This is a genomic window from Curtobacterium sp. JUb34 (genome assembly GCF_003755065.1).
GTDB lineage: Bacteria > Actinomycetota > Actinomycetes > Actinomycetales > Microbacteriaceae > Curtobacterium.
On record NZ_RJVH01000003.1, the window covers coordinates 1 to 23,827 of the forward strand.

The 23,827-nt window shown below is 71.1% G+C and carries 27 protein-coding genes; 17 read left to right on the plus strand and 10 right to left on the minus strand.

Annotation, left to right across the window (positions count from 1 at the left end):
• Positions 1-234 precede the first annotated feature (234 nt).
• Positions 235-630, plus strand: coding sequence for a hypothetical protein (locus tag EDF63_RS11210; protein ID WP_123313163.1), 396 nt, complete (start codon positions 235-237; stop codon positions 628-630).
• 103 nt (positions 631-733) lie between these two features.
• Here the strand turns inward: EDF63_RS11210 and EDF63_RS11215 are convergent, their stop codons facing one another.
• Complete coding sequence (locus tag EDF63_RS11215; RefSeq protein ID WP_123313164.1) at positions 734-2,119, minus strand: FAD-binding oxidoreductase; 1,386 nt, start codon at positions 2,117-2,119, stop codon at positions 734-736.
• A gap of 140 nt (positions 2,120-2,259) precedes the next feature.
• On the opposite strand from EDF63_RS11215, the gene EDF63_RS11220 reads away from it, so the two are divergent.
• Entirely contained in the window at positions 2,260-3,213 is a 954-nt protein-coding gene (locus tag EDF63_RS11220; RefSeq protein WP_123313165.1) for a manganese catalase family protein, read from the plus strand.
• Positions 3,214-3,235: 22 nt separating this feature from the next.
• Here EDF63_RS11220 and EDF63_RS11225 read toward each other — a convergent pair whose 3' ends face one another.
• Both EDF63_RS11225 and EDF63_RS11230 read right to left on the minus strand, forming a co-directional pair.
• The gene (locus EDF63_RS11225) at positions 3,236-3,670 is read right to left on the minus strand and encodes a VOC family protein (protein WP_123313166.1); all 435 of its coding nucleotides are present in this window, start codon (positions 3,668-3,670) and stop codon (positions 3,236-3,238) included.
• A gap of 134 nt (positions 3,671-3,804) precedes the next feature.
• The gene (locus EDF63_RS11230; RefSeq protein WP_123313167.1) at positions 3,805-4,677 is read right to left on the minus strand and encodes a DUF808 domain-containing protein; all 873 of its coding nucleotides are present in this window, start codon (positions 4,675-4,677) and stop codon (positions 3,805-3,807) included.
• A gap of 98 nt (positions 4,678-4,775) precedes the next feature.
• Between EDF63_RS11230 and EDF63_RS11235 the strand changes: the two genes are divergently transcribed.
• The gene (locus EDF63_RS11235) at positions 4,776-5,045 is read left to right on the plus strand and encodes a hypothetical protein (RefSeq protein ID WP_123313168.1); all 270 of its coding nucleotides are present in this window, start codon (positions 4,776-4,778) and stop codon (positions 5,043-5,045) included.
• A gap of 4 nt (positions 5,046-5,049) precedes the next feature.
• Here EDF63_RS11235 and EDF63_RS11240 read toward each other — a convergent pair whose 3' ends face one another.
• Genes EDF63_RS11240 through EDF63_RS11250 form a run of 3 tightly spaced genes read right to left on the minus strand, consistent with a single transcriptional unit; the run spans position 5,050 to position 6,539 of the window.
• Complete coding sequence (locus EDF63_RS11240) at positions 5,050-5,445, minus strand: arsenate reductase ArsC (protein WP_123313169.1); 396 nt, start codon at positions 5,443-5,445, stop codon at positions 5,050-5,052.
• A gap of 49 nt (positions 5,446-5,494) precedes the next feature.
• On the minus strand, positions 5,495-5,908 hold the full coding sequence (locus tag EDF63_RS11245) for a VOC family protein (RefSeq protein ID WP_123313170.1): 414 nt from the start codon (positions 5,906-5,908) through the stop codon (positions 5,495-5,497).
• A gap of 40 nt (positions 5,909-5,948) precedes the next feature.
• Entirely contained in the window at positions 5,949-6,539 is a 591-nt protein-coding gene (locus EDF63_RS11250; protein WP_181437665.1) for a TetR/AcrR family transcriptional regulator, read from the minus strand.
• Between the two features lie 108 nt (positions 6,540-6,647).
• On the opposite strand from EDF63_RS11250, the gene EDF63_RS11255 reads away from it, so the two are divergent.
• The gene (locus EDF63_RS11255; protein WP_123313172.1) at positions 6,648-7,589 is read left to right on the plus strand and encodes an aldo/keto reductase; all 942 of its coding nucleotides are present in this window, start codon (positions 6,648-6,650) and stop codon (positions 7,587-7,589) included.
• An 84-nt stretch (positions 7,590-7,673) separates the two neighbouring features.
• Here the strand turns inward: EDF63_RS11255 and EDF63_RS11260 are convergent, their stop codons facing one another.
• Complete coding sequence (locus EDF63_RS11260) at positions 7,674-8,267, minus strand: TetR family transcriptional regulator (protein WP_123313173.1); 594 nt, start codon at positions 8,265-8,267, stop codon at positions 7,674-7,676.
• Between the two features lie 68 nt (positions 8,268-8,335).
• Here EDF63_RS11260 and EDF63_RS11265 point away from each other — a divergent pair, with 68 nt between their 5' ends.
• The 12 genes from EDF63_RS11265 (at position 8,336) to EDF63_RS11320 (ending at position 19,299) form a co-directional block, all read left to right on the plus strand.
• Complete coding sequence (locus EDF63_RS11265; RefSeq protein WP_123313174.1) at positions 8,336-9,094, plus strand: SDR family NAD(P)-dependent oxidoreductase; 759 nt, start codon at positions 8,336-8,338, stop codon at positions 9,092-9,094.
• A gap of 73 nt (positions 9,095-9,167) precedes the next feature.
• Positions 9,168-9,773, plus strand: coding sequence for a nucleotidyltransferase domain-containing protein (locus tag EDF63_RS11270; RefSeq protein WP_123313175.1), 606 nt, complete (start codon positions 9,168-9,170; stop codon positions 9,771-9,773).
• Positions 9,770-10,192: a hypothetical protein gene (locus EDF63_RS11275; protein WP_123313176.1), complete on the plus strand. Its 423-nt coding sequence runs from the start codon at positions 9,770-9,772 to the stop codon at positions 10,190-10,192. Before EDF63_RS11270 ends, EDF63_RS11275 begins: the two co-directional genes overlap by 4 nt.
• Before the next feature lie 44 nt (positions 10,193-10,236).
• A complete protein-coding gene (locus tag EDF63_RS11280; RefSeq protein WP_123313177.1) occupies positions 10,237-10,650 on the plus strand; it encodes a hypothetical protein in 414 nt (137 codons plus the stop codon).
• A 174-nt stretch (positions 10,651-10,824) separates the two neighbouring features.
• Positions 10,825-11,652, plus strand: coding sequence for an ABC transporter ATP-binding protein (locus EDF63_RS11285; RefSeq protein ID WP_123313594.1), 828 nt, complete (start codon positions 10,825-10,827; stop codon positions 11,650-11,652).
• A gap of 13 nt (positions 11,653-11,665) precedes the next feature.
• Positions 11,666-12,508, plus strand: coding sequence for an ABC transporter permease (locus EDF63_RS11290; protein ID WP_123313178.1), 843 nt, complete (start codon positions 11,666-11,668; stop codon positions 12,506-12,508).
• A gap of 184 nt (positions 12,509-12,692) precedes the next feature.
• The gene (locus EDF63_RS11295; RefSeq protein WP_260233073.1) at positions 12,693-13,829 is read left to right on the plus strand and encodes an ABC transporter substrate-binding protein; all 1,137 of its coding nucleotides are present in this window, start codon (positions 12,693-12,695) and stop codon (positions 13,827-13,829) included.
• A gap of 48 nt (positions 13,830-13,877) precedes the next feature.
• Positions 13,878-14,942: an LLM class flavin-dependent oxidoreductase gene (locus EDF63_RS11300; protein WP_123313179.1), complete on the plus strand. Its 1,065-nt coding sequence runs from the start codon at positions 13,878-13,880 to the stop codon at positions 14,940-14,942.
• A 59-nt stretch (positions 14,943-15,001) separates the two neighbouring features.
• Positions 15,002-15,748: a cysteine hydrolase family protein gene (locus EDF63_RS11305; RefSeq protein ID WP_260233074.1), complete on the plus strand. Its 747-nt coding sequence runs from the start codon at positions 15,002-15,004 to the stop codon at positions 15,746-15,748.
• Positions 15,745-17,079, plus strand: a complete 1,335-nt coding sequence (locus tag EDF63_RS11310; protein ID WP_123313180.1) for an NtaA/DmoA family FMN-dependent monooxygenase — start codon at positions 15,745-15,747, stop codon at positions 17,077-17,079. The genes EDF63_RS11305 and EDF63_RS11310 overlap by 4 nt, the downstream gene beginning before the upstream one ends.
• Position 17,080: 1 nt before the next feature.
• Positions 17,081-18,790: an MDR family MFS transporter gene (locus EDF63_RS11315; protein WP_260233075.1), complete on the plus strand. Its 1,710-nt coding sequence runs from the start codon at positions 17,081-17,083 to the stop codon at positions 18,788-18,790.
• Positions 18,791-18,804: 14 nt separating this feature from the next.
• Entirely contained in the window at positions 18,805-19,299 is a 495-nt protein-coding gene (locus tag EDF63_RS11320) for a flavin reductase family protein (RefSeq protein ID WP_123313181.1), read from the plus strand.
• Here EDF63_RS11320 and EDF63_RS11325 read toward each other — a convergent pair.
• Complete coding sequence (locus EDF63_RS11325) at positions 19,286-19,852, minus strand: TetR family transcriptional regulator (RefSeq protein WP_123313598.1); 567 nt, start codon at positions 19,850-19,852, stop codon at positions 19,286-19,288. The genes EDF63_RS11320 and EDF63_RS11325 overlap by 14 nt on opposite strands.
• 96 nt (positions 19,853-19,948) lie before the next feature.
• Here EDF63_RS11325 and EDF63_RS11330 point away from each other — a divergent pair, with 96 nt between their 5' ends.
• Positions 19,949-20,809 carry an SDR family NAD(P)-dependent oxidoreductase gene (locus tag EDF63_RS11330; protein ID WP_221180559.1) on the plus strand — a complete coding sequence of 287 codons (861 nt, stop codon included), beginning with the start codon at positions 19,949-19,951 and terminating at the stop codon, positions 20,807-20,809.
• 135 nt (positions 20,810-20,944) lie between these two features.
• Here EDF63_RS11330 and EDF63_RS11335 read toward each other — a convergent pair whose 3' ends face one another.
• Positions 20,945-21,532 (minus strand): TetR/AcrR family transcriptional regulator, encoded by a 588-nt coding sequence (locus tag EDF63_RS11335; protein ID WP_123313182.1) that lies wholly within the window; start codon positions 21,530-21,532, stop codon positions 20,945-20,947.
• 76 nt (positions 21,533-21,608) lie between these two features.
• Complete coding sequence (locus EDF63_RS11340; RefSeq protein ID WP_123313183.1) at positions 21,609-23,813, minus strand: MDR family MFS transporter; 2,205 nt, start codon at positions 23,811-23,813, stop codon at positions 21,609-21,611.
• Positions 23,814-23,827 lie beyond the last annotated feature (14 nt).

Genomic DNA, 23,827 nt, shown 5'->3' on the forward strand with positions numbered 1-23,827 from the left:
GTGCGCGCCGAACACACCCTGGTGCAGGGTGGAGAACCAGCAATGTGCGGCTGGTGAGCGCTCCGGGTGGTTCCCGGTCTGTGCAGGTGATTCGGCGGCCTCGGCGAAACGGTTTGGACCGATCTGTCCTCGTTACCGGTCCGTGACCTTCGCCGGCTTCCGGACAGACCTCCAGTGCTCATGTACGTTCGCTGTGTGGCCGCTGGACGCGGCCGTTCACGAAGGGTTCCTCACATGGCAAACACGAACAGCCGTCCGACCAGCGTCACCGTGTCGTTCATCATCTGGCTGGTGGTGGTCCTGGCGAACATCGTGCAGGGCATCATCAGCCTCACGTCCGGCAGCTCTGCCGACGTCGCCGACAGTGTCGGCACCGCCCCGCTCGTCGGTGGAGCGATCTTCGCCTTCGTCCTCGCCGTGATCGAGCTCATCATCGTCTTCAAGATGCGCGACGGTCGCAACTGGGCCCGCATCGTGCTCACCGTGCTCGCGATCCTGCAGCTCATCGGTGTGGGCGTGGGCGCAGCGTCGGGCGGCAACGCCTTCGGGTGGATCGGTGCCGTCGCCGTGCTCGTCGCGACGATCCTGATGTACGTCGGTGGCGCGAACGGCTACTTCCGCCGTCGCTGACCGCGACTGCGTGACGCACGCCGGGCGCTGAACGCGACCGGCTGACGGACGGGAGGCCCGGTGCCAGCTGGCACCGGGCCTCCCGTCCGTCGTCTCCGCGCGTTCAGAACGCCTTGCCGGGATTCAGGGTGCCCGCCGGGTCCAGGGCGTCCTTCACGGAACGGTGCATCGCCAGGACCCGCTCGCCGAGCTCCTGTCGCAGGCCCGGCAACTTGAGCAGCCCGACGCCGTGCTCGCCCGTGACGGTGCCGCCGAGCGCCAGGCAGTCCGCGACGATCTGGTCGAACGCGTGCTTCGCGCGGGCCTTCGCCGCGTCGTCGCCCACGGGCGCGATGATCAGCGGGTGCAGGTTGCCGTCGCCGGCGTGCGCGATGTTCGCGATCGTGACGTCGTGCCCCGCAGCGGTCGCCTGGATCCGCCGGAGCATCTCGGGCACCGCGCTGCGCGGCACGCAGATGTCCTCGGTCAGCACCGGGCCGAGCCGCTCGAGCGCCGGGTACGCGAGCCGCCGCGCCTGGAACAGCCGGGCGATGTCGTCGGGGTCCGTGGCCCGCTCGACGTCGGTGCCGCCGGCCCGTGCGAAGACCGCGGCGACCTGGTCGGCGAGGTCGTCGCCCGCCGCACCCCGCTCGTCGACCCGTGCCAGCAGCAGGGTGTCGACGTCGGACGGCAGCCCCAGGTGCATCCAGTCATCGACGGCCCGCAGGCAGGTCCGGTCGACGATCTCGAGCGCTGCGGGGATGATGCCGGCGCGTGAGATCGCCGCGACGGCGTCCCCGGCGGCGCTGAGCGAGGGGAAGTACCCGATCACGGCGCGCTCGTCGCGGCCGGCCAGGGGGAGCAGCTTGACGGTCACCGACACGACGATGCCGAGCGTGCCCTCGGAGCCGACCATCAGGCCGGCCAGGTCGTAGCCGGCGACGCCCTTCGCCGTGCGGCGGCCGAGCTCGACCACGGAACCGTCGGCCAGCACGACGGTCATCCCGAGCACGTAGTCGCGGGTGACGCCGTACTTGACGCAGCAGATCCCGCCGGCGTTCGTCGCGACGTTGCCGCCGATCGTCGAGATGGCCGAGCTCGCCGGGTCCGGCGGGTACCAGAGCCCGTGCTCCGCGACTGCTGCACGCAGGGCGTCGTTGACCACACCTGGCTGGGCGACCGCGTACCGCTCGTCGGTGTTGACCTCGAGGACCGCGTCCATCCGCTCGAGCGACAGGACGACCGATCCGGCCATCGCGTTCGCCCCGCCGGACAGACCGGTCCCGGCGCCGCGCGGCACGACCCGGACCCCGGCCGCCGCCGCCCACTTGACGGTGGCGACGACGTCGTCGGTCGTGCGGGCGAGGACGACGGCGAGCGGCGCCGTGGAGTCCGCCCATTCGGCGTCGTCGTGGCGGTACCGCTCGAGCGACGCCGGGTCGCGGAGGACCTGGTCCACCCCCAGCAGGTCGTCGAGGGCGGCGGTGTCGACGTCGGGACTGACGGTCATCGGTTCGGGGGTCCTTCCGGGCGCTGCGGTGCGGCGCCGATGACGATACCGCGCTCAGTGGACGACCCGTGTCGCCTGCCAGGGACGCCGGACGACCGTGAGGCACGCGGCGGATCCGTCGCGACCAGCAAGGAGGCGCCATGTACTTCCACGCACAGACCTGGATCAACGAGATCGCCGACGGCGAGCCCGACCCGGCAGCCGCGAACGCCCTGCAGGAAGGGCTCGGCGGGCAGTTCGGCGAGATGCGCACGATGATGCAGTACCTGTTCCAGGCGATGAACTTCCGCGGCCCGGCGGCGAAGCCGTACCGCGACCTCATCCAGGGGGTCGGCACCGAGGAGATCAGCCACGTCGAGCTCATCGGCACCACGATCTCCCGCCTGCTCGACGGCTCGCCCGAGTACACCGGCAAGCTCACCGACCCGCTCGACAAGCCCGGTGCGAAGGGTACGACGCCGCTCAACATCGCACTCGACACGAGCAACATCCACCACTACCTGGTCGGTGCGCAGGGCGCCCTGCCGGTCGATGCGGCCGGCAACCCGTGGAGCGGCAGCTACGTCTACAACTCCGGCAACCTGCCGCTCGACCTGCTGTACAACCTGATGCTCGAGTCCACGGGTCGCCTGCAGAAGTGCCGGATCTACGAGATGACGGACAACCCCACCGCGCGCAGCACCATCGCGTACCTGATCGTCCGCGACCAGGCGCACGAGAACGCCTACGCGAAGGCCCTCGAGACCCTCGGCGTCGACTGGAAGACCCTGCTGCCGATCCCGAAGACGAACGCCGAGCGGTTCCCGGAGGTCAAGGAACTCGTCGACCTCGGGCTGCAGAGCAAGCAGTACAGCTTCGACCTCGACGGGGCGTCCGAGGCGGGCAAGGTCTTCCGCGGGGCATCGCCGTCGAAGGACGGCACGGACCTGTCCGCGTCCGAGCAGGCCCCGGTGGGAGCGCCGTCGTTCATCGCTCCGGAGCGCCTCGAGGAGTTCGCTCCCGGACTCGATGCCGACCTGCTGGCACTCATCCAGCAGACCGCCGAGCTGGAGCTCGACCAGGCGGAGACGCCGCTCTACGGGCCGGTCGCCTGAGCCCGCCGCCGCAGCTCGCGGATCAGTCGAGGCAGAACTCGTTGCCCTCGACGTCCTGCATCACGATGCAGGACTCGTTCACCTGGTCCGCGAGCATGCGGCGGAACTGGGTCGCACCGAGTGCGACCAGGCGTGCGCTCTCGGCGTCGAGCGCGGCGAGGCGCTCCTCGCCGACCAGGCCGGTGCCGACCCGGACGTCCAGGTGCACGCGGTTCTTGACCGTCTTGCCCTCGGGCACCCGCTGGAAGAACAGGCGCGGGCCGGCACCGGTCGGGTCGACGCACGCGAAGGCGGAGTCCTGGTGCGCGGGCGGGAGCGAGGCGTTGAACGCCTGCCAGTCGTCGAACCCGGGCGGGGGAGCAGGGACCTCGTAGCCGAGGACCTCGCACCAGAACCGGGCGACCCGCTCCGGTTCGGCGCAGTCGAACGTCACCTGGACCTGTCGCACCGTTGCCATGCGCGTCAGGGTAATCCTGCCGCGCGGCACCGGTTCTGCGACGGACCACGAGTCGGTTCTGCAACGGACCACGAGTCGTTCGACGCGTGGTCCGTCGGGACACTCGTGTTCCGATGGCGGAACAGAAGTGTCAGTCAGTGCTTCCCGCGGAGGCGACCGATGCCGAGGACGATCGCCACGACGACCATGCCGAGGACGACGCCGGCGACCGCCGAGATCGCGGTGTCCACGGTCCACGTCACGACCGGGCCGGCGGCCTCGATCGCGTGCTCGATCGTGTGCAGCAGGTCGTACGGACCGTGCCAGAACGTCTCGGCGAGGTTCGCGATGACCAGGTGCCCGCCGACCCACAGCATGGCGACGGTGCCGATCACGCTGATGACCCGGAAGACCGTCGGCATGGCCCGAACGATCCGCGCTCCGGTGCGACGGGTGCGGCGGACCGAGTTCTTCATCATCTGCAGGCCGACGTCGTCGATCTTCACCAGCAGGGCCACGGCGCCGTAGACGACCGCGGTCATCACGAGCCCGATCACGATGAGGGCACCGAGTGTCGGCCAGAGCCCGAGGTCGGGGTCGAGACCGGCCAGGGCGATGAGCATGATCTCGGTGCTCAGGATGAGGTCGGTCCGGATGGCGCCGAACACGAGCTTCGGTTCGGTGACCGAGTCGGTGGAGCCTGCGCCGTGGTGGACACCGAACCACTCGGTGACCTTCTCCGCGCCCTCGAAGCAGAGGTACGTCCCGCCGATGAGCAGGAGGTACGGCAGCACCCAGGGAGCGAACGCGGTGAGCAGCAGCGCCAGCGGGATGATGATGATGAACTTGTTGAACAGGCTGCCGAGCGCGATGCGCCCGACGACCGGGAGCTCCCGGGCCGGCGCGAGCCCCTGCACGTACTGCGGGGTGACCGCGGCGTCGTCGATGACGACACCGGCGGTCTTCGCGCTCGCCTTCAGGGCCGCGGAGAGGATGTCGTCCACCACGGCGAGCAATCCGACTGACATGACTTCGTTCTCCGCTCGTCCGGGCCTGTGACGGTGCTCAGCGTACTGGGCGCGACCGACCCTGAACGCCACCGGGCCACCGTCCGTAGGCTGACGGCATGGCTGACTTCACCGCTGCCCAGGCCGCCGTCGTGCGGATCGAACGCGCCGAGGAAGGGCGTTGGGACCTCACGTTGATCAGCGACTCGGGCGTGAAGATGGGGCACGGGGTGTACCTGTTCGACGCCGCGCACGACGACGCCGAGGACGAGCAGGCCGCCGCACTCGACTTCGTGCGGGAGTACGGCTTCCGCTTCGAGCGCGACGCCGTGCAGGCCGACGGCCCGGACGCCTACTGGGCGCCGCTGCTGCCGTCCGACCAGCAGTAGTCGTCTACAGCGACGCGATCAACTGCTCGACGCGCGACCGGATGTCGTCGCGGATCGGCCGGACCTGCTCGATGGCGAGCCCTGCCGGGTCGTCGAGGTCCCAGTCCTCGTAGCGCTTGCCGGGGAACACCGGGCAGGCGTCACCGCAGCCCATGGTGATGACGACGTCCGACTCGCGCACGGTCTCGGTCTCGAGCACCGCCGGTCGGGCGGCCGCGATGTCGATGCCCTGTTCGGCCATGGCCTGCACCGCGACGGCGTTCACCTGATCGGCGGGCTCGCTGCCGGCGGAGAACACCCGGACGCGGTCACCGGCGAGGTGCTGCAGCCACCCCGCGGCCATCTGGGAGCGTCCGGCGTTGTGGACGCACACGAACAGGACGGTGGGGTGCTCGGTCATGCGCCCATCATCCCAGCGAGGGCGCCCGTCATCCCAGCGAGGGCGCCCGTCACGCCAGGGCTGCCGCCTCGAACCCGATGAGCCACGTGACGCCGAACGCGTCCCGCACCGTGCCGTCCCAGTCACCCCACGGTCGCTGCTGCAGCGGGTCGACCACCGTGCCACCCTCGGCGAGCGCGTCGAACCAGCGTCGCAGCACGTCGGGTTCGTCGGCGCCGAGCAGCGAGAACAGCAATCCGGTCGACGCGAACGGCTCGTCGGTCTCGCTCGCGTCCGCGGCGAAGAGCTGGAGTCCGCCGGTGAGCTGCCCGTGGGCGACCGCGTCGGCGGGGCCGTCGGTCCGTGAGAAGTCGGCGTAGGTCGCGATCCGGACCTCGCCGCCGAAGACCCCTCGCCAGTGCTCGAGGGCCTGCCTGGCGGTGCCGGCGAACTGGAAGTACGGCGACGGTCCGGTGGCGTTCATGCCCGGACGATACCGCCGGACGACGGCGCGCGTCCGCTCGTCAGGCGCTCGGGGCGATGCCGTCGAACGCGCGTCGCAGGATCGCGGCCGCGTCGGGGTCGTCGCCCGTGGCCCAGGTGGTGATCGCCACGTCGAAGCAACCGAGGGCCGCCTGCACGAGGACTCGTGCGCGCAGCTCGGCGTCGGGCCCGTGGAGCTGCTCGACGACGAGGGGCGTCAGGACGTCCGCCCAGGCCTGGTGCTTCTCGAGGTTCCGTGCGCGCAGTGACGCCGTGCTCGTCATCACGCGGACGGATCGTCGTCCGGTCTCGGGGTCGTCGGTGCTGCCGCGCTCGAGCATCTCGGCGAACGCCTCGCGCAGCGCGGGCCACACCGGCTGGGTCGTCGACCGAGACCGGAACGCCTCGGCGAGCGCGTCCCGGTGTCGCGCGGGGTCGCCGATGACGGCGTCCTCCTTCGCGGGGAAGTACCGATGGAAGCTCCGCGCCGAGATCCCCACCTCGGCGGCGACCTGTTCCACGGTGACGTTCTCGAACCCGTCGGTGTCGAACCGCTCGAGTGCCACGGCGGCGATGCGCGCGCGGACGGCGTCGCGGGTGATGTCCCGCAGGCCGGTTCGCACGTCGCTCACGGGCCGATCGTACCGCGACGTCATCTTCGGTCCAAGTTGTCAGACTCTGACAATCGTGGCGTACAGTGCCACTCGCATGACCACCACACGTCACGAAGGGACGGCACCATGCAGCAACGCACCCTCGGCCGACAGGGCCTCACCGTCAGCGCCATCGGCTACGGCGCCATGGGCACCACGTTCGCCTACGGACCCGGCGACGACACCGAGTCCGTCGCCGCGATCCGGCACGCGCACGAACTCGGCGTCACGCACTTCGACACGGCCGAGCTGTACGGCTGGGGGACCGGCGAGCGGCTCCTCGGCGCGGCGCTCGCCCCGATCCGCGACGAGGTGACGATCGCCACCAAGTTCGGGTTCACCCCCGAGGCGTACGCACCGGACTCCCGACCGGAGCACATCCGCCAGGTGGTGGACGCGAGCCTGCAGAACCTCGGCACCGACTCGATCGACCTGCTCTACCAGCACGTCCACGACCCGGCCGTCCCGATCGAGGACGTCGTCGGCGTGATGCAGGAGTTCGTGCAGGCCGGCAAGGTCCGGTACCTCGGCCTGTCGAACACCGATGTCGACCAGATCCGCCGGGCGCATGCGGTCCACCCGATCTCGGCGTTCCAGACCGAGTACTCCGTCTTCTCGCGGGAGTCCGAGGCGCTCTTCCCCCTCGTCGACGAGCTCGGCATCGGCGTCGTCGCCTACTCGCCGCTGGCGCGCGGCTTCCTGAGCGGTGCCGTGCAGCCGGCGAGCGCGTACGCGGCCGACGACATCCGCCAGCAGCTCGAGTGGTGGGCGCCGGAGCACTTCGACGCGAACGTCGCCGTCGTCACCGCACTCACCGAGATCGCCGACGCGAAGGGCATCTCGCTCTCGCAGCTCGCGTTGGCCTGGGTCCTGGCGAAGCGCGCCGACCTGGTCCCGATCCCCGGATCGCGCAACCCCGGACGCGTCGCCGAGAACGTCGCAGCCGCCGAGGTGCGGCTCACTGACGACGAGGTGGCGCGCATCGACGCGCTGTCGCGCGACGTCCGTGGGAAGCGCGCGATGGGCTGAACCCGGCCGGGTGTCGGACTGGAGGCCCGTGGCACGCCCGCCACGGGCCTCCAGTCCGTCCGGTGGTCGTGTCCAGAGCGCGTCTCAGGCGAGCAGCGCGAGCGCGCGGTCCACGACGTCCTCCGGACGGCCGTCGCCGTGCAGCGCCCACCAGGTGAGGGCGGCGCTCGCGGCGGCCGCCAGGGCGTGTGCCCGCACCGACACCGCGAGGTCGTCGGGCGTCGCGCCGTCCCGCTCGGCCACGAACCGGACGATCGCGTCGGTCAGGCTCGTGACCGTGGCTGCACCGACGTGCTCGAGTGAGGGGTTCGCGCGGATGACGCGGAGGCGGTGGCGGGTGACCTCCACGGCGTCGTCGGGGAAGGTCGCGCCGATCCGGTACGCGGCGCGCAGTGCGACGGACGACGATTCCGTCGACGGCCGCTCCCGCAGTGCGTCACCGAACCGCGAGGCGAACTCGTCGAGCCCGCCCCAGACGAGTGCCGCCTTGTTCGGGAACAGCCGGAACAACGATCGACGGCTCACCCCGGCGGCCGTGGCGACGTCGTCCATCGAGACGGCGTCGAAGCCCTGCTCGTCGAACAGGCGCAGCGCCACGAGAGACACCGCGTCCGGGTCGATCGTGCGGGGGCGTCCCGTCGGGCGGTCGCTCGTCGCCCGGTCGCTCGTCGAGCTCATGGAGTCCTTTCGGCACTGAGTGCTATAACGATCGTGGCGCAGCGAGCGCCTCTCAGTGAGGAGACGACATGACCGACACCACCGCCGGACGGTTCACCGGCAGGACCATCATCGTCACCGGGGCGGGCTCCGGCATCGGACGCGCCACGGCGACGCGCATCGCGAACGAGGGCGGGCGCGTGATCGCGACCGACGTCGTCGCCGAGCGGCTCGACGCCCTCCGCTCCGAACTCGACGGTTTCGACGTCGAGACCGTCGTCGGGGACGTCGCCGCGACCGAGACGATCGACGCACTCATCGCCGCCGCGGGCGATCGCATCGACGGACTGGCGAACGTCGCCGGCATCATGGACGCCTTCCTGCCGCCGAGCGAGGTCGACGACGCCACCTGGGACCGCGTCTTCAGCGTCAACGTCACCGGACCGATGCGCCTCACCCGCGCTGTCCTGCCGCACATGATCACCGCCGGTCGCGGCGTCGTCGTGAACGTCGCGTCGGAGGCCGCACTCCGCGCCTCGGCCGCGGGCGCCGCGTACACGGCGTCGAAGCACGCGATCGCCGGGTTCACCAAGAGCGTGGCGTTCTTCCACGGGCCGCAGGGCATCCGGGCGAACGCGGTCGCGCCGGGCGCGGTCGCGACGAACATCGAGGCGCCGATGCGCAGCGAGTACGCCGCCAGCCGGGTCGGCCCCATCATGCAGGTCGCGATCCCGCCGGTGGCGCAGCCGGAGCAGCTCGCCGCGGCGATCACCTGGCTGCTCAGCGACGACTCCGCCAACGTGAACGGCGCCGTGCTGCCGAGCGACGGCGGGTGGTCGGTCGTTTGAGGAAAATGCTCAGATACGAGTAGAAATCTACTAGAAGTGGTAGATTTCTACTCGTATTCGATCGGAGGTTCCGATGCAGTTGCAAAGCCCCTTCGCGACGGTGACCACCTCCGTGGACGGCGATGTGCTCGCCGTGTTGGCACGAGCGCCAGGACCGATGACGATCTCGGACATCTGCAGCCTGGTGCCGGACCGGTCGTACGCCGGGGTCCGGAACAGTGCGGATCGGCTGGTCGAGCAGGGTGTCGTCGACGGGCACCGGACCGGACGGACGAAGTCGTTCAGCCTGAACCGGGAACACCTCGCCGCCGATGCGATCACCGCTCTGGCCGATCTCCGGCGCGCGCTCCTCGAACGACTCCGATCGGGCTGTCGATCGATCCCCCTCCGATACGCCGCGCTCTTCGGATCCGGCGCCCGTGGTGAGATGGGGCCGGACAGCGACCTCGATGTCTGCTTCATCGTCGAGCACGGCCGACGTGCGGAGGCAGAGGACCAGATCCACGCGTTGTGCCGTGCGGCCGGTCGGTGGACCGGGAACGCCGTGCGGCCGGTCCTCTTCGACGAGGACGAGATCGACGGCACCGACTCGCTCCTCGCATCGGTTGCCCGAGACGGTATTCCCATCGCAGGCGATGGTCGATGGCTGTCCCGGAAGCTCCGTACCCTGACTGGATGACCCCGCGAATCGGCACCACCGCACCGGGCGACGAGTCGTTCCGGAGGGGCCGGCTCGCCAAGGCGACGGAGTTCCTCGAAGCTGCAGAGGCCCTCCGCGCGCTCGGCGGTGACGCAGGGGTCTTCACTGCCGGATCGCAGTTCGCGAACGCCTTCGTCACGCAGTGCGTCCTCAGCGGCATCGCCGCGGCTGACGCGATCTGCGTCGCTCGGACCGGCGAGTACTCGCGATCGGGAGCACACGACGAAGCGGTACCCGTGCTGCGTGCGGCTGCTGGACAGTCGGTCGCGAAGCACCTCGAGGTGCTGTTGGCGGTGAAGACCAAAGCCGAGTACAACGCGCGGTCGGTCAGCGACAGCGACATCGTGCGCGCCGGGGAAGCGGCCGAGGCCCTCGAGGTGGCCGCGCGGTCGGTCTGACGCGCCAGTCGATCCGGAGCGGCTGGCCCGCCTACACTGCCGACATGACCGAGGTCCCCGTCGCGCGCTCCGAGTGGGGCCGGTTCGCCCCCGACTCCGTCGAACGCCGGATGCTCGAACACACCGGGGTCGCTCTCGGACTCGTCCTCCGCCCGCGCACGGTCGTCCTCGACCGCGCCCGGGTCGAGGTCGAGGGCATCGACGACGCCGACCGCGTGGTCGTGCAGCTCGTCGCGAACCAGGGCGCCTACAAGCCCGCCTGGCGCAACAAGGTGATGGCGGACCTGTTCAAGCTGCTGTGGCTGCGGCGGTCGGTCCCCGGGGTCGAGCGTGCCGTGCTCGTCGTCGCCGAGCCCGCGGCGAGGGCGCTCGCCGGGTGGGTCGCGGTCGCCGCCGAGGACCTCGGCGTCGAGGTGCTCGTCTGGGACGGCGAGACCGCCGCACCGTCACCGCGCTGAGCCGTCGCACGCGTTCACACGTTCGCAACACATGTGGTCCGACGCCGTAACACGGGCGCCCTAACCTCGTCACCAGCAGCGGATTTCCGCGTCGCAGACCACCCGAGCTCGCGACGCACGCTCTCCGCCATACGAGATCGAGCCTGCGTGCTCGCCGACGGTATGGAGGAACGGATGACCACATCAGCGGTCCGCGTGGACGCGGTGCGCAAGGTCTACGGCAGCGGCCCGAGCGCCATGGTCGCGCTCGACGACGCCCGGCTGACGATCGAGCCCGGCAAGTTCGTGTCGCTCATCGGCCCGAGCGGCTGCGGGAAGTCGACGCTGCTCCGGCTCGTGGCCGGGCTCGAGCCCGCCGACCGCGGTGACGTCCGGGTGCACGGGGTCACCCCGGCGCAGGCGTGCGCGGCGAAGCTCATCGGGCTCGTCCCCCAGACGCCGGCGCTGCTGCCCTGGCTCACGGTGTTGCAGAACGTCTCCCTCGCCGCCCGCGTGAACCCCGGCGCCGGCCGACGTCGTGCCGCCATCGACGACCTCGAGGAGCGCGGCACCGGTGCCGGTCCGGACATGCGTGAGCTCCTGCGCATGGCGGGCCTCGGCGAAGCGATGGACAAGCTCCCCGCGCAGCTGTCCGGCGGCATGCAGCAGCGCGCCGCGATCGTCCGGGCATTCGGGCTGCGCCCCGACGTGCTGCTGATGGACGAGCCGTTCTCGGCACTCGACGAGTTCACCCGCGAGAGCCTGCAGGACCAGCTGCTCGACCTGTGGGACGAGCTGCGCACGACGGTCCTCTTCGTGACGCACTCGGTGTCCGAGGCCGTCCGGATGTCGGACACCGTCGTCGTGATGGCGCCGCGCCCCGGCCGGATCGTCGACGTCATCGACATCGACCTGCCCCGCCCGCGCAACCAACGCCTGTTCGAGGAGCAGCGGTTCCACGAGTACGAAGACCTCGTCCGGACCCGCCTGCACAGTGCCTGGCGCACGGCCGATGCGGCCTGAGGGAGACGGGACCATGAGCGCGACCACCACCTCCACGCCCGCCGCGACCGTCACCACGGCCGACGCCGAGCGGCGCACCGCCCGCCGATCCGTGCCCGGTTGGCTCCGACCGACCGTCTGGTTGCCCCTCGTCGTGATGCTCGCCGTCCTGGCGGTGCTCTGGCAGATCGGGGCGACGGCCATGCCGTACCTGCTGCCGCCGCTGCCCGCGGTGGGGGAGACCCTCGCCACGCAGCTGCCGTACTACCTGCAGAACGCCGGCATCACCCTGGCGGAGTCGCTCGTCGGCCTGGCCATCGGGTTCCTCGCCGCGTTCGTGCTCGCGGTGCTGACGAGTGAGCTGCCGATCGTCCGACGCGCGGTCATGCCGATCGCGATCGTGCTGAACGTCACGCCGCTCGTCGCGATCGCCCCGGCCCTGGTCGTGGCGTTCGGGTTCGGGCCGCTGCCGAAGCTCGTCATCACGGCGCTCATCTGCTTCTTCCCGATCCTGATCAACACCGCCGCGGGGCTGCGGTCCGTGCCGCAACCCGTGCTGCAGGTGTACCGGACGATCGACGCGTCCCGGTTCGAGATGCTCGTGCACCTGCGGATCCCGAACGCCCTGCCGTTCGTGTTCGCAGCCCTCCGGATCGTGTTCCCGCTGTCGATCATCGGCGCGGTCGTCGCGGAGCTCTCCGCCTCGGGATCGACCGGGGGACTCGGCACCGTGATCAGCACGGCGTCGTCGATGAACCAGCTCGCCGTCGTCTACGCCGCCATCGCGATCCTCGCGGTGATGGGTGTCGTCCTGCTCGGACTCATCACCCTCGTCGAGCGTCGCGTCCTGCACTGGCACCGCACCGCGAACGACTGACGCGCGGCCCCTCGGCCGCACCCCGCGGCCGCCCCGCGGCCCTGCCGCACCACCCGCCGGCGCGAGCCTGCCCGCGCGACGTCAGCCGCGCCTCCAGGCCGACGCCAGCCGACCCACCGCCCCACCCGCACCTGCCCTGCACCGCCCCGCCCTGCACCACCCATCCCTTCCCACAGGAGTGACCATGCAGCACAGCACCATGCAGCACCGCACCACGCGCCGCACCACGGCCGCACTCGCGGCCCTCGCCACCGCCGTCGTCGCCCTCGCGCTCACCGGCTGCAGCACCGGCTCGAGCGCCGGCACCACCTCGTCCGAGGGCAGCGCGATCTCGGCCGAGCGGTGCAAGGAGAACAAGGACGCCGGCACGATCACCTACCTGTCCGGCTACCAGTACCAGTCGTCGGCGTCGATCCTCGAGTACATCGCGGCGGACGAGCTCGGCTACTTCAAGGACCTCTGCCTCGACGTGACCCTGAAGCCGGGGTCCGGTGACACCGCGCAGAACACGAAGCTGCTCGCCAGCGGCCAGGCCACCGTGTCCGCCGTCGCCGAGCAGGACCTCATCCAGGCCCGAGCGAACGGCATCGACATCACCGGGATCTCGTCGTACTCGAACGCCGGCCTCGACGTCCTGATGACGAACGAGGACATCACGGAGCTGCCGCAGCTCGACGGCCAGGTCGTCGGCCACAAGGGCTACGTCCCCGCGTCGGTCCGGGCGATGATGGAGAAGGCCGGTGTGGAGTGGGACTCCCTCACACTGGTGAAGGAGGGCTACGACCCGTCCGTCCTGCCCCGCAAGCAGAACGGCCTCGAGGCGCTGACCGGCTTCGTGTCGAACGAGCCGAACCTGCTCAAGGCCGCCGGTGACGACGTCACCGTCTGGCAGCCCGTCGACTACGACATCCCCTCGTCGATCGGCGCCATGGCCGTGAACCCGGCGTTCGCGAAGGCGCACCCGACCGCGGTCGAGGACGTCCTGCGCGCAGCCCTGCACGCCTACGACTTCTGCTCCGCGAGCGAGGCGAAGACGAAGCAGTGCGTCGGGTACGCCGCGAAGCTGTCCGGCGCCACGTACGACACGGCCCAGAACACCAAGATCTGGACGACCGAGACAAAGGTCATCGCGGACAACCCGACGCCGGACCAGCCGCTCGGCGGCATCGACCCGGAGAACGTGACGAAGCTCGTCGACATGCTGCACCAGTTCGACATCGTCAAGCGCTCCGTGACCGCCGACGACGCGAAGAGCTGGTTCACGAACGAGTACATCGACGCCATCACGAAGGACGGCGAGACCGTGTGGCCCGCACCGTGAGCCCCATCGTCACCGAGTGTTCCGCAACGACCAGAAAGGCGGCGTGAGATGCCCGCGAAGGAGTACGGGATCTTCCTCCCGATCGGCAACGGCGGGTGGATGCTCTCCACCACGGCACCCCACCCCGAGGCGACCTACGCCTGGAACAAGCGCGCGGCGCTGCACGCCGAGACGATCGGCCTGGACTTCGTGATGTCGATGGCGAAGTGGCGCGGCTTCGGCGGCTCCACGGACCACTGGGGCCGGTCCCTGGAGTCGATGACGATGATGGCCGGGATCGCCGAGGCCACCGAGCGGGTCAAGATCTGGGCGACGATGCACGCCAACGTCCACAACCCGGCGGTCGCCGCCAAGATGTACACGACGCTGCAGGACATCTCCGGCGGCCGGGCCGGCATGAACATCGTCAACGGCGCCTACGCGGCGGAGTTCGAGCAGTTCGGGATCTGGGACGCGGCCCTCAGCCACGCCGACCGGTATCGGATGACGGAACTCTGGACCGAGGCGGTCACGCGCCTGTGGACCGAGGACAGCGTCACGATGCACACGCCGTACTTCGACCTCGACGCGTGCGAGTCCCGCCCCCACCCCGTGTCGCGCCCGACCATCATCAGTGCCGGCAAGTCCGAGGCGGCCAGGGCGTTCCAGGCGAAGCACGCCGACGGGGCCTTCCTGGCGGCGGACAGCCTCGACGAGATGCGCGAGTTGTCCCGCGACGTGCACGACCGCGCCGCCGCCGAGGGCCGCGAATGCCGCACGTACTCGATGCTCACGGTGGTCCAGGGCGAGACCGACGCCGCCGCCCAGCGGAAGGTGCGCGAGTGGGGTGCCGGCGTCGACCGACAGGCGCTGGCCTCGATGCGGGCGTCGTGGGGCGTCCCCGCCGAGCAGGCACGGGCGTGGGCGGACGGTGCCGCTGGCGAGGACGCGTTCCAGACCGCGTACGTCGCCGGGTCGGCCGAGACCGTCACCGAGCACATCGAGTACATCGTCGACCGGGGCGAGCTCGACGGCCTGATGCTGATCTTCCCCGAGTACGACCAGGACATGGTGCTGTTCGGTGAGACCGTCCTGCCCGCGCTCCGCCAGCACGACGCGGCGGTCGTCCGGTGACCGGGGGAGTCGACGTGGGTCGCGACCCACGGCTCGTCAGGCTGCTGGACGGGGGATCGTTGGCTGCCGGTTCGCCGGTTGGCGGTTCGCTGGCGGCCGGTTCGCCGGCTGCCGGCTCGCCGGCCGGTGGTCCGCGCCCCGCGCTCGTCGTCGTCGACGTGCAGCGCGACTTCGGTGAGCCGGCGCGGATCGCGCCGTACGGACTCGACGACCGCGCGTCCGTCGCCGTGGACGCCGCCGTCACCCGCATCGGCTCGCTCGTCGACGAGGCCCGCGCGACGGGCGTCCCCGTGGTCTGGGTCGAACTCGGCAGCGACCCGGCCCGGCCGTGGCGTTCCAGCACGTGGCTGCGCGGGGGCGACCCGGACGGACCCATGCCGGACGACGAGCCCTGCCGGATCGGCACGGAGGGCGCCGAGTGGTACCGCACGGCGCCAGCGCCCGGTGAGACCCGCGTCGTGAAGCGCGGGTACAGCGGGTTCCTGGGCACCGACCTGGAGGCCCGGCTCACCTCCGCCGGGATCGGCTGGGTCACCGTCGTGGGACTCACGACCGAGTGCTGCGTCCTCGCCACCGCGCAGGACGCGATGCAGCTCGGCTGGCCCGTGGTGGTCCCGCAGGACGCCACCGCCGCGTACGACACCGACGTGCACGACGCCGCGCTCACCCTGATCGACCTGAACGTGGGCGTCGTGACCGACGCCGACGAGACGGTGGCGCTGTGGCGCGAGTCCGCCTCTGCGTCTGTGTCTGTGTCTGCGTCTGTGCCCGCGTCCGCGTCCGCTTCGCCGGTGGGTGCCCGATGAGCGGCATGCACCTGGCCTACGACCTGTCCTTCACCCACACCGAGGGGCGGTGGGCCGCGGCCGGCAGCTGGGTCGGCCAGGACTTCCCCGACGTCCGCATGTACATGGAGGTGGCCCGCACGGCCGAACGTGCCGGCGTCGACATGCTGTTCTTCGGCGACGGGTCCGGTGTGCCGAGCACGTGGCGCGGCAGCATCGACCCGGCCGTCGAGTGGGGCATCCAGTGGCCCCGGCAGGACATGTCGCCCGTGATCGCCGCGATGTCCACCGTCACCGAGCACATCGGGTTCGGGCTCACCTACTCGTCGACGTTCACGCACCCCTTCTCCGTCGCCCGGCTGCTCAACTCGCTCGACCACGTCACCGGCGGACGGATGGCGTTCAACGTCGTCGCCTCGTCGCGTGGTGCGGACGCAGCGAACTACGGGTCAGACCACCTCATCGACCACGACCTGCGGTACGAACGGATGGAGGAGTTCATCGGCGTCTGCCGTGCGCTCTGGGACTCCGTCGCCCCCGACGCGATCGTCCGCGACCGCTCGACCGGACGGTTCGCCGACCCGGCCGGGGTGCACCCCATCGACCACGACGGCCGCTTCTTCAAGGTCCGTGGCCCGCTCGCGAGCGTCCCGAGCCCGCAGCGGCACCCCGTGGTGGTGCAGGCCGGCAACTCGCCGCGCGGCATCGCCGCCAGTGCGTCCTTCGCCGACCTGGTGTTCGGGTTCGGGTCGAGCGTCGCCGGACAGCTCCGGCACCGGAACGCGCTCGACGCAGCGCTCACCGACGCCGGTCGGGACCCGTCCGGCGTCGGGATCCTCTGGGCGACCCAGGTCATCGTCGGGGCCACCGACGCCGAGGCCGCCGCCCGCCGCGACGCGCTGCTGTCGTTCTGGAACCGCGAGGCCGTCGGCACCTTCATCTCGCACAACGCCGGCTACGACTTCTCCACGCTGCCGGAGACGTTCCGGCTCGGCGAGCTGCGCGACGAGATCGTCGCCGCGCAGGCGAGCCCGGCCGGCCTGGTCGGCAGCCTGGTCGCCGAGTTCGGCGAGGACCACACGATGGACCGCGACGACTTCTTCGAACACGGCTGGCGTGCCGCGACGGGCCTCGACCACATGCTGGTCGGCGACGCCGCGGGGGTCGCCGACGCCCTGCAGGAGAACTTCGCGGCCACCGGCGGACGCGGCGGCTACATGCTGTCCAGCCCGCTCGGCATGCCCACCGGGTTCGCCGACCTGAGCGAGCTCCTCGTGCCGGAACTGCGTGCCCGCGGTGCCCTGGCGCCGCGGTACCCGGGGTCGACGCTCCGCGAGAACCTGGCGGTGTGAGGTGACCCCGGCCCGTCGGTGGCTCGCGCTCGGCGGGCTCTGCCTCGGCTTCTTCATGCTGCTGCTCGACAGCACGATCGTGTCCGTCGCACTGCCGGACATCGGCAGCGACCTCGGCACCGACGCGTCCCTGTCGGTCTGGGTGAACAGCGCCTACCTGTTCGCGTTCGCGGTGCCGCTCCTCGTCGCCGGACGGCTCGGCGACCGCTTCGGCCACCGCCGCGTCTACCTGCTCGGGCTCGCGGTGTTCACCGTCGCGTCCGTCGGCTGCGCGTTCGCGCCGGGGATCGGTGCGCTCGTCGTCTGGCGCGCCGTGCAGGGCGTCGGCGCCGCGCTGCTGACGCCCCAGTGCCTGACCGTCATCCGTTCGTTGTTCGACCCGCCGCGGCTCGCCGTCGCGCTCGCCGTCTGGAGCGCCGGCGGTGGTGCCGCGACCGTCGCCGGCCCGATCGTCGGGGGCGTGCTCGTCGAGGCGTGGGGGTGGCCGTCGGTCTTCCTGGTGAACGTCCCCGTCGGCATCGTCACCGCCGTCGCCGTGCTCCGCTTCGTGCCGGTGTCCCGACGCATCGCGGTGCCGCTGCCGGTGCTCGCCGTCGTCGGGGTGACCGCCGGGGTGTTCGCGGTGGTCGTCGGCGTGCAGGGGACCGGTGACGGAGTGCTCGCCGCACCCCTGCCGCGGGTCGGTCTGGTGGTCCTCGGCGCGCTCGTCGTCGCCGCCGTGCTCACCGTGCAGCGCCGAGCGGGCGACCGGGCACTCGTCCCGCTCGGGCTGTTCCGTGACCGCGGGTTCGTCACCGGCTCGTGGGGAGCGACCGCCGCGTCGTTCTGCGTCGGCTCTGCCCCGATCCCGCTGATGCTCGACCTGCAGGACGGGCGCGGACTCGGTGCCGGCGCAGCCGCCCTGGTGCTCGTGCCGATGGGGATCGCCTGCCTGGCCGCCGCACCGTTCGTCGGCCGCACGACGAACACCGCCGGCCCGCGAGCGACGGCGACCACCGGTGCCGTCCTGCTCGTCGTCTCGGTGACGCTCACCGCTGTGCTCATCGGGACGTCGGCTCCGCTCTGGGCGGTCGCGGCGGCGTTCACCGGCTTCGGGGTCGCGAACGCGTTCGTCTGGTCCCCGTTCTCGCTCGCGGCGGTGCTCGGGGCCGGCCCGGCGACCATCGGTGCGGCGTCGAGCACGTTCAACACCGTGAAGCAGCTCGGTGCCGTCCTGGGCAGCACCGTCACCGCCGTGCTGCTCGCGGTGTCGACCGACGCGGTCGCCCTCGGCGCCCTGGCGCTGGCGGCACTCGGGGCGTTCGTGGCGGCGGTCTCCCTGCCGAGACGGGCGCCGGCCGTCCTCACCGGCGCGGTCGTGCACGGCGCCGGCGTCGGCCACGGGCTCGGGTTCCCGACCGCCAACCTGCTTCCCGACGACGGCCGTACGGTGCCGTCGGACGGCGTCTACGTCGGGTGGCTGACCGCACCGACGTGGCCCGGCACGCGCGAGGCCCTCGTGTCGATCGGCAGCAACAGCACCTTCGCCGACCGGCCGCGCACCGTCGAGATCCACGTGCTCGACTTCGACGGCGACCTGTACGGCACCCCCGTCGAGCTCACCGTCGGCCGTCGGCTCCGTCGGCAGCGCACGTTCCCCGGGCCCGACGCCCTCGTCGCCGCGATGCGTGCCGACGAACGACGTGCCCGCTCCCTGCTCGCCCGCTCCTGAACGAAGGAACCCCCATGCAGCACGAGTTCGTCGGCGACCCGCTCGACATCCGCGAGGCGATCGCCGAGATCCCCTCGGTCGTGGCGGCCATCGCCGCCCGGGTGGCGGGCGCGCCGGTCGTCATGGTGGCCACCTCGTTCACCGTCGGGGTCTCCTACGACCCGCCGCTCGCGACGATCGCCGTGCAGCACTCGTCGACGACCTGGCCCGACCTGGCGGCGGCGCCGGTGCTCGGCATCTCGGTCCTCGCCGAGGGGCACGCCGAGCAGACCCGGCAGCTGGCCTCCCGCGACCGGGCGCAGCGACTGGTCGGTGTGCCGCACGTCGACACCGGGTCGGGGGCCGTGCTGCTCGACGGTGCGCACTCGTGGTTGGAGTGCTCGGTCGAGGCCGTCCACCGTGCCGGCGACCACGACATCGTGGTGCTGCGGGTGCTCCGCTTCGCCCGCGACGCCGCGAACGCCGCGCTCGTCTGGCACCGCCCCGCTCGGCGGCTCAGCCCGCGGTGATCGCGGCCACCGCCTGCACGACGACCGCGCGGCGGCGGGCAGCCGAGGCGCTGGCCGTGAGCCGGGCGTACTCGGGGGTCGCGCCGCTCCAGAGCGCAGCCGTGTGGATCACGAGGCCGAGCAGTTCGGCCGCGTCGAACGCGGTCGAGAGCAGGCCGTCGCGCTGTGCACCCTCGATCGCCTGGAGCTTCGCCGTGTTGCTCCGAACGACCGCGTCGATCGGGTGCTGCGTGTCGCCGCGCTCGAGTCGGTACCACGTCGCGAGCCGTTGGACCCAGGGCCGCCCGACGTAGGAGTCGTGCAACCGTCCGGCGTACTCGGGGAGGTCCGCCGGATCGATCGTCACCTCGTCCAGCGTCTCGGCGACCATGGCGTCGAAGACCGCGTCGAACAGGCCGTCCTTGCTGGTGAAGTAGTGGTAGATCTGCGCCTTGTTGCTCGCGGCGGCGGCCGCTATCCGATCGACGCGGGCCCCCGCGATCCCGACCGCAGCGAACTCGTCGCGCGCGGCGAGCAGGAGTCTCGCGCGAGTGGCGTCGGCATCTCGTGGCATCGGCACACTCGCCATCGTATCAACCGGGTGGTTGACAAATGCGAGCGGATGGCGTTCCATGACTTCTATCAACCAACCAGTCAGTTAGGAACCATCGTGTCCGTCTTCCTCGTCACCGGCGCCTCCCGCGGCCTCGGTCGATCCATCGTCCGCGCCGCGCTCGACGCCGGCCACGACGTCGTCGCCGGCGTCCGTGACCCACGTGCACTCGACGACCTGGTCGTCCCAGAGGGCGGGACCCTCGTCAGCGTCCCCTTGGACGTCACGGATCCGGCCGCAGCACGTGCGGCCGTCCGTACCGCCGTCGATCGCTTCGGGCGACTCGACGTCCTCGTGAACAACGCCGGGTACGCCAACCTCGCGAGCATCGAGGACGTCGAGCCGGCAGACTTCCGTGCGCAGGTCGAGACGAACCTGTTCGGCGTCGTGGCCCTGACGCAAGCCGCCCTGCCGGTGATGCGCACGCAGGGCTCCGGGCACATCGTGCAGGTCTCCTCGGTCGGTGGTCGCATGGCCACGCCGGGCCTCGGCGCCTACCAGACGGCGAAGTGGGCGGTGGGTGGCTTCTCGTCCGTGCTCGCGAAGGAGGTCGAACCCCTCGGCGTCCGCGTGACCGTCCTCGAGCCCGGCGGGATGCGGACGGACTGGGCCGGTTCGTCGATGCAGGTGGCCCCGGTCCGGCCCGAGTACCGGTCGACCGTCGGCGCGTCGGCCCGCCTGCACGGGGGGACAGCCATCGGTGCCAGCGACCCGGACCTCGTCGCGGAGCTCGTGCTGCGGGTCGTCGAGATGGACCAGCCGCCGCTCCGGTTGTTGGTCGGGCCGGATGCGTTCCAGCACGGCACCGCGGCGGGTCGAGAGCTGCTCGCGCGCGACGAGGAATCCGAGGCGCTCAGTCGCTCCACCGCGGCCGCCGACGTCACCCCCGAGCAGCTCGATCCGCTCGCCCACTCCTGAGCCGGCGGTCCCGCGGCGCGGCGTTCTTTCCCAGAACGCGTGCGGTGGAAAGCGGAATCGGGCGTACCTGGTCAGAAGTTCTGGCCAGGTACGCCCGAAACGACCGAGTACGCGGAACGGCCCGGCGCGGGAGCGTCAGGCGGCCAGCGCCGCCATCTCGCGCACCACGGCCCGGAGTCGCACGGCGAGCTCGTCGTTGCTCCGCACGGAGTCGCGGTGGGCAGCCTCGCTGAGCGCCGACATCACGAGCGTCACGGCCGTGCGTGCGGTCTGCTCGTCGGTGCGGGTGCCGACGACGCTGAGCAGCGACTGGCGTGACTCGGCCATCCACTGCATCACCATCGACGACATCTCGGGCCGGAGCACGAGCAGCTCCTTCATCCGCCGGCGGTCCTGGGAGAGCGGAACGGTTGCAGCGACCAGGGAGCACAGGTCGTCGACCAGGCCGCCCTGAGCCTCGGCGAACCACACCGCGGAGTGCTCCGGGACCTCGACCGAGTCGAGACCGAGTGCGGCGTGCGCCTTCGACGAGAAGTAGTTGAAGAACGTGCGCGGGGAGACGTCGGCGTCGGCGCAGATCTGCTCGACCGTGACGCCGTCGAGTCCGTGCGCCGACACCAGGGTGAGCGCTGCGTCGTGCAACGCCTGGCGGGTCTGCTGCTTCTTCCGTTCACGCAGCGTGCACGGCTCCGTTGCCGTTGCCGCTGCCGGGGTGGTGATCACGGGGACTCCTGGTGTGGTCTGGGTGGTGGGAGGGGCGCCCGCCCGGAAAGGGGGCACGGACGGACGCCCCGGTCGGTCACCGACGGGTCGTCGGCGTGGTTCCGGTCGAGCCCGAGCCGGTGGGCACCGAGCCGGTCGGCACGGAGCCGGTCATCGGACCGGTGAACGAGCCGGCGTCGGCCGCGGCAGCACCGGCCTCGGCCTCGAGCTGCGCCTCGGCGGACAGGTCGGCGCGCTCCTGCAGGGCGGAACGCTGGCGCAGCGGCGGCACCCGGAAGAACCAGGTGAGCACGAACGCGAGCAGGATCACACCGAGGCCGACCCAGTAGATCGTCACGGACGAGGCGTTGAAGCCCGCCATGAACGGCCGGGTCAGGCGGCTGTCGGCACCGGTCAGGAACGAGGTGTCGTTCGTGCTGGTGGCGCTGTCGCTCGTGGTGTTGCCGTCGTCGATCTTCTTCGCGAGCTCCGGGGTGAGCTCGTCGACCCAGTAGGAGCGCTGCGAGGCGTTCGACCAGTCGACGGACACGGTGCCGTCCTGCACGCTGGCGTGTGCCTGGTCGGCGACCTGCTCGAGCGCGGACCGCTCGGCCGCCGGCGTCTCCGCGGCGACCTGCTGGTCGATGACGGACTGGGCCGAGGCGGCGGGGACCGCACCGGCGGCGACCTGCTGCTGCACGGCTGCCGTGACCTGCTCGGTGACCGCGGCGTCGGCGGCCTGCGTCGCCTTCGCGGAGGCAGCGTCGAGCTGCGACTGCACGGTCTTCGTCAGCGGGGTGACGACGGGCGTCCAGATCTTGTCCATGGCGCCCTGGTTCGCCTTCGCGCTGGCGACGGTCGGGTTGAGCGCGGCGTCGAGCGCCGGACCGAGGTCCTTCTCGTTCGCGGTCGCGGTCAGGATGTTCGCCGGCATCACCGAGAACAGGATGGACAGCAGCACGGCGGTGCCGAGCGTTCCACCGATCTGGCGGAAGAACGTGGCGGACGACGTGGCGACGCCCATGTCACGGGCTTCCACCGAGCCCTGCGACGCCAGGGTGAGCGACTGCATGACCGAGCCGAGGCCGAGGCCGATGAGGAACATGCCGATCATCAGGAACCAGAGCGGCTTGTCGATCGACATGAAGGTCAGGACGACGTAGCCGGCGGACACGAGCGCGGTGCCGATGACCGGGAAGATCCGGTAGCGGCCGACGCGGGCGACGATCTGACCCGAGGTGATCGAGGCGATCATCAGACCACCGACGAGCGGCAGGGTGGCGAAGCCGGATTCGGTCGGGGTGAGCCCGACGACGATCTGCAGGTACAGCGGGATGGTGAGCATCGCGCCGAACATCGCGAAGCCGACCAGGAACCCGATGACGGTCGCCATCGAGAACGTGCCCGAGCGGAACAGCTTGAGCGGGATGATCGCCGCGTCGCCCATCTTCGACTCGATGAGCAGCAGCCCGATCAGGCCGACGACACCGACGACGTAGCAGGCGATGGCGGCGGGGGAGCCCCAGCCCCAGATGCGGCCCTGTTCGGCGACGAGCAGGAGCGGCACGAGGGTGACGATGACGGCGGTCGCGCCCCACCAGTCGACCTTGGGCTTCGCGTCGTCGGCACTGTGCACCTTCGGCAGGTGCAGGAAGACGATGACCATGAGGAGCGCCGCGACGCCGATCGGCACGTTGATCAGCAGGACCCAGCGCCACCCGGTGATCCACAGGATCTCGGAGGAGCCGGCGAGCAGGCCGCCGATGAGCGGGCCGATGACGGACGAGATGCCGAACACGGCGAGGAAGTAGCCCTGGTACTTGGCACGTTCGCGCGGGGCGAGGATGTCGCCCATGATCGCCAGCGGCAGCGACATCAGCGCACCGGCTCCGATGCCCTGCACGGCACGGAAGGCCGCGAGCATGAGCATCGAGGTGGACATCGACGACAGGACGGCGCCGAGGATGAACACGACGATGCCGAAGATGTAGAGCGGACGGCGGCCGAAGATGTCGGAGAGCTTGCCGTAGATCGGCGTCGCGATCGTCGAGGTGATGAGGTAGGCCGTCGTGACCCAGGCCTGCTGGTCGAGGCCGTGCAGGTCGTCGCCGATGGTGCGGATCGCCGTGCCGAACACCGTCTGGCCGAGGGACGACAGGAACATGCCAGCCATCAGGCCGTAGATCACGAGGAGGATCTGTCGGTGGGTCATCAGGGGCTGCTGGCCGGTACCGCCGGAGGCTGCTGGGGCCTCGGCGCTGTGCCGACCGTGCTGCACCTGGACGGGTGCGGTGGCGGTCATCGAACTCCTTTTTC

Excerpts from the sequence above, each read along its gene's own strand:
- EDF63_RS11210 (WP_123313163.1), top strand. The coding sequence starts at position 235 with ATGGCAAACACGAACAGCCGTCCGACCAGCGTCACCGTGTCGTTCATC.
- EDF63_RS11215 (WP_123313164.1), bottom strand. The coding sequence starts at position 2,119 with ATGACCGTCAGTCCCGACGTCGACACCGCCGCCCTCGACGACCTGCTG.
- EDF63_RS11220 (WP_123313165.1), top strand. The coding sequence starts at position 2,260 with ATGTACTTCCACGCACAGACCTGGATCAACGAGATCGCCGACGGCGAG.
- EDF63_RS11225 (WP_123313166.1), bottom strand. The coding sequence starts at position 3,670 with ATGGCAACGGTGCGACAGGTCCAGGTGACGTTCGACTGCGCCGAACCG.
- EDF63_RS11230 (WP_123313167.1), bottom strand. The coding sequence starts at position 4,677 with ATGTCAGTCGGATTGCTCGCCGTGGTGGACGACATCCTCTCCGCGGCC.
- EDF63_RS11235 (WP_123313168.1), top strand. The coding sequence starts at position 4,776 with ATGGCTGACTTCACCGCTGCCCAGGCCGCCGTCGTGCGGATCGAACGC.
- EDF63_RS11240 (WP_123313169.1), bottom strand. The coding sequence starts at position 5,445 with ATGACCGAGCACCCCACCGTCCTGTTCGTGTGCGTCCACAACGCCGGA.
- EDF63_RS11245 (WP_123313170.1), bottom strand. The coding sequence starts at position 5,908 with ATGAACGCCACCGGACCGTCGCCGTACTTCCAGTTCGCCGGCACCGCC.
- EDF63_RS11255 (WP_123313172.1), top strand. The coding sequence starts at position 6,648 with ATGCAGCAACGCACCCTCGGCCGACAGGGCCTCACCGTCAGCGCCATC.
- EDF63_RS11260 (WP_123313173.1), bottom strand. The coding sequence starts at position 8,267 with ATGAGCTCGACGAGCGACCGGGCGACGAGCGACCGCCCGACGGGACGC.
- EDF63_RS11265 (WP_123313174.1), top strand. The coding sequence starts at position 8,336 with ATGACCGACACCACCGCCGGACGGTTCACCGGCAGGACCATCATCGTC.
- EDF63_RS11270 (WP_123313175.1), top strand. The coding sequence starts at position 9,168 with ATGCAGTTGCAAAGCCCCTTCGCGACGGTGACCACCTCCGTGGACGGC.
- EDF63_RS11275 (WP_123313176.1), top strand. The coding sequence starts at position 9,770 with ATGACCCCGCGAATCGGCACCACCGCACCGGGCGACGAGTCGTTCCGG.
- EDF63_RS11280 (WP_123313177.1), top strand. The coding sequence starts at position 10,237 with ATGACCGAGGTCCCCGTCGCGCGCTCCGAGTGGGGCCGGTTCGCCCCC.
- EDF63_RS11285 (WP_123313594.1), top strand. The coding sequence starts at position 10,825 with ATGACCACATCAGCGGTCCGCGTGGACGCGGTGCGCAAGGTCTACGGC.
- EDF63_RS11290 (WP_123313178.1), top strand. The coding sequence starts at position 11,666 with ATGAGCGCGACCACCACCTCCACGCCCGCCGCGACCGTCACCACGGCC.
- EDF63_RS11295 (WP_260233073.1), top strand. The coding sequence starts at position 12,693 with ATGCAGCACAGCACCATGCAGCACCGCACCACGCGCCGCACCACGGCC.
- EDF63_RS11300 (WP_123313179.1), top strand. The coding sequence starts at position 13,878 with ATGCCCGCGAAGGAGTACGGGATCTTCCTCCCGATCGGCAACGGCGGG.
- EDF63_RS11310 (WP_123313180.1), top strand. The coding sequence starts at position 15,745 with ATGAGCGGCATGCACCTGGCCTACGACCTGTCCTTCACCCACACCGAG.
- EDF63_RS11320 (WP_123313181.1), top strand. The coding sequence starts at position 18,805 with ATGCAGCACGAGTTCGTCGGCGACCCGCTCGACATCCGCGAGGCGATC.
- EDF63_RS11325 (WP_123313598.1), bottom strand. The coding sequence starts at position 19,852 with ATGCCACGAGATGCCGACGCCACTCGCGCGAGACTCCTGCTCGCCGCG.
- EDF63_RS11340 (WP_123313183.1), bottom strand. The coding sequence starts at position 23,813 with ATGACCGCCACCGCACCCGTCCAGGTGCAGCACGGTCGGCACAGCGCC.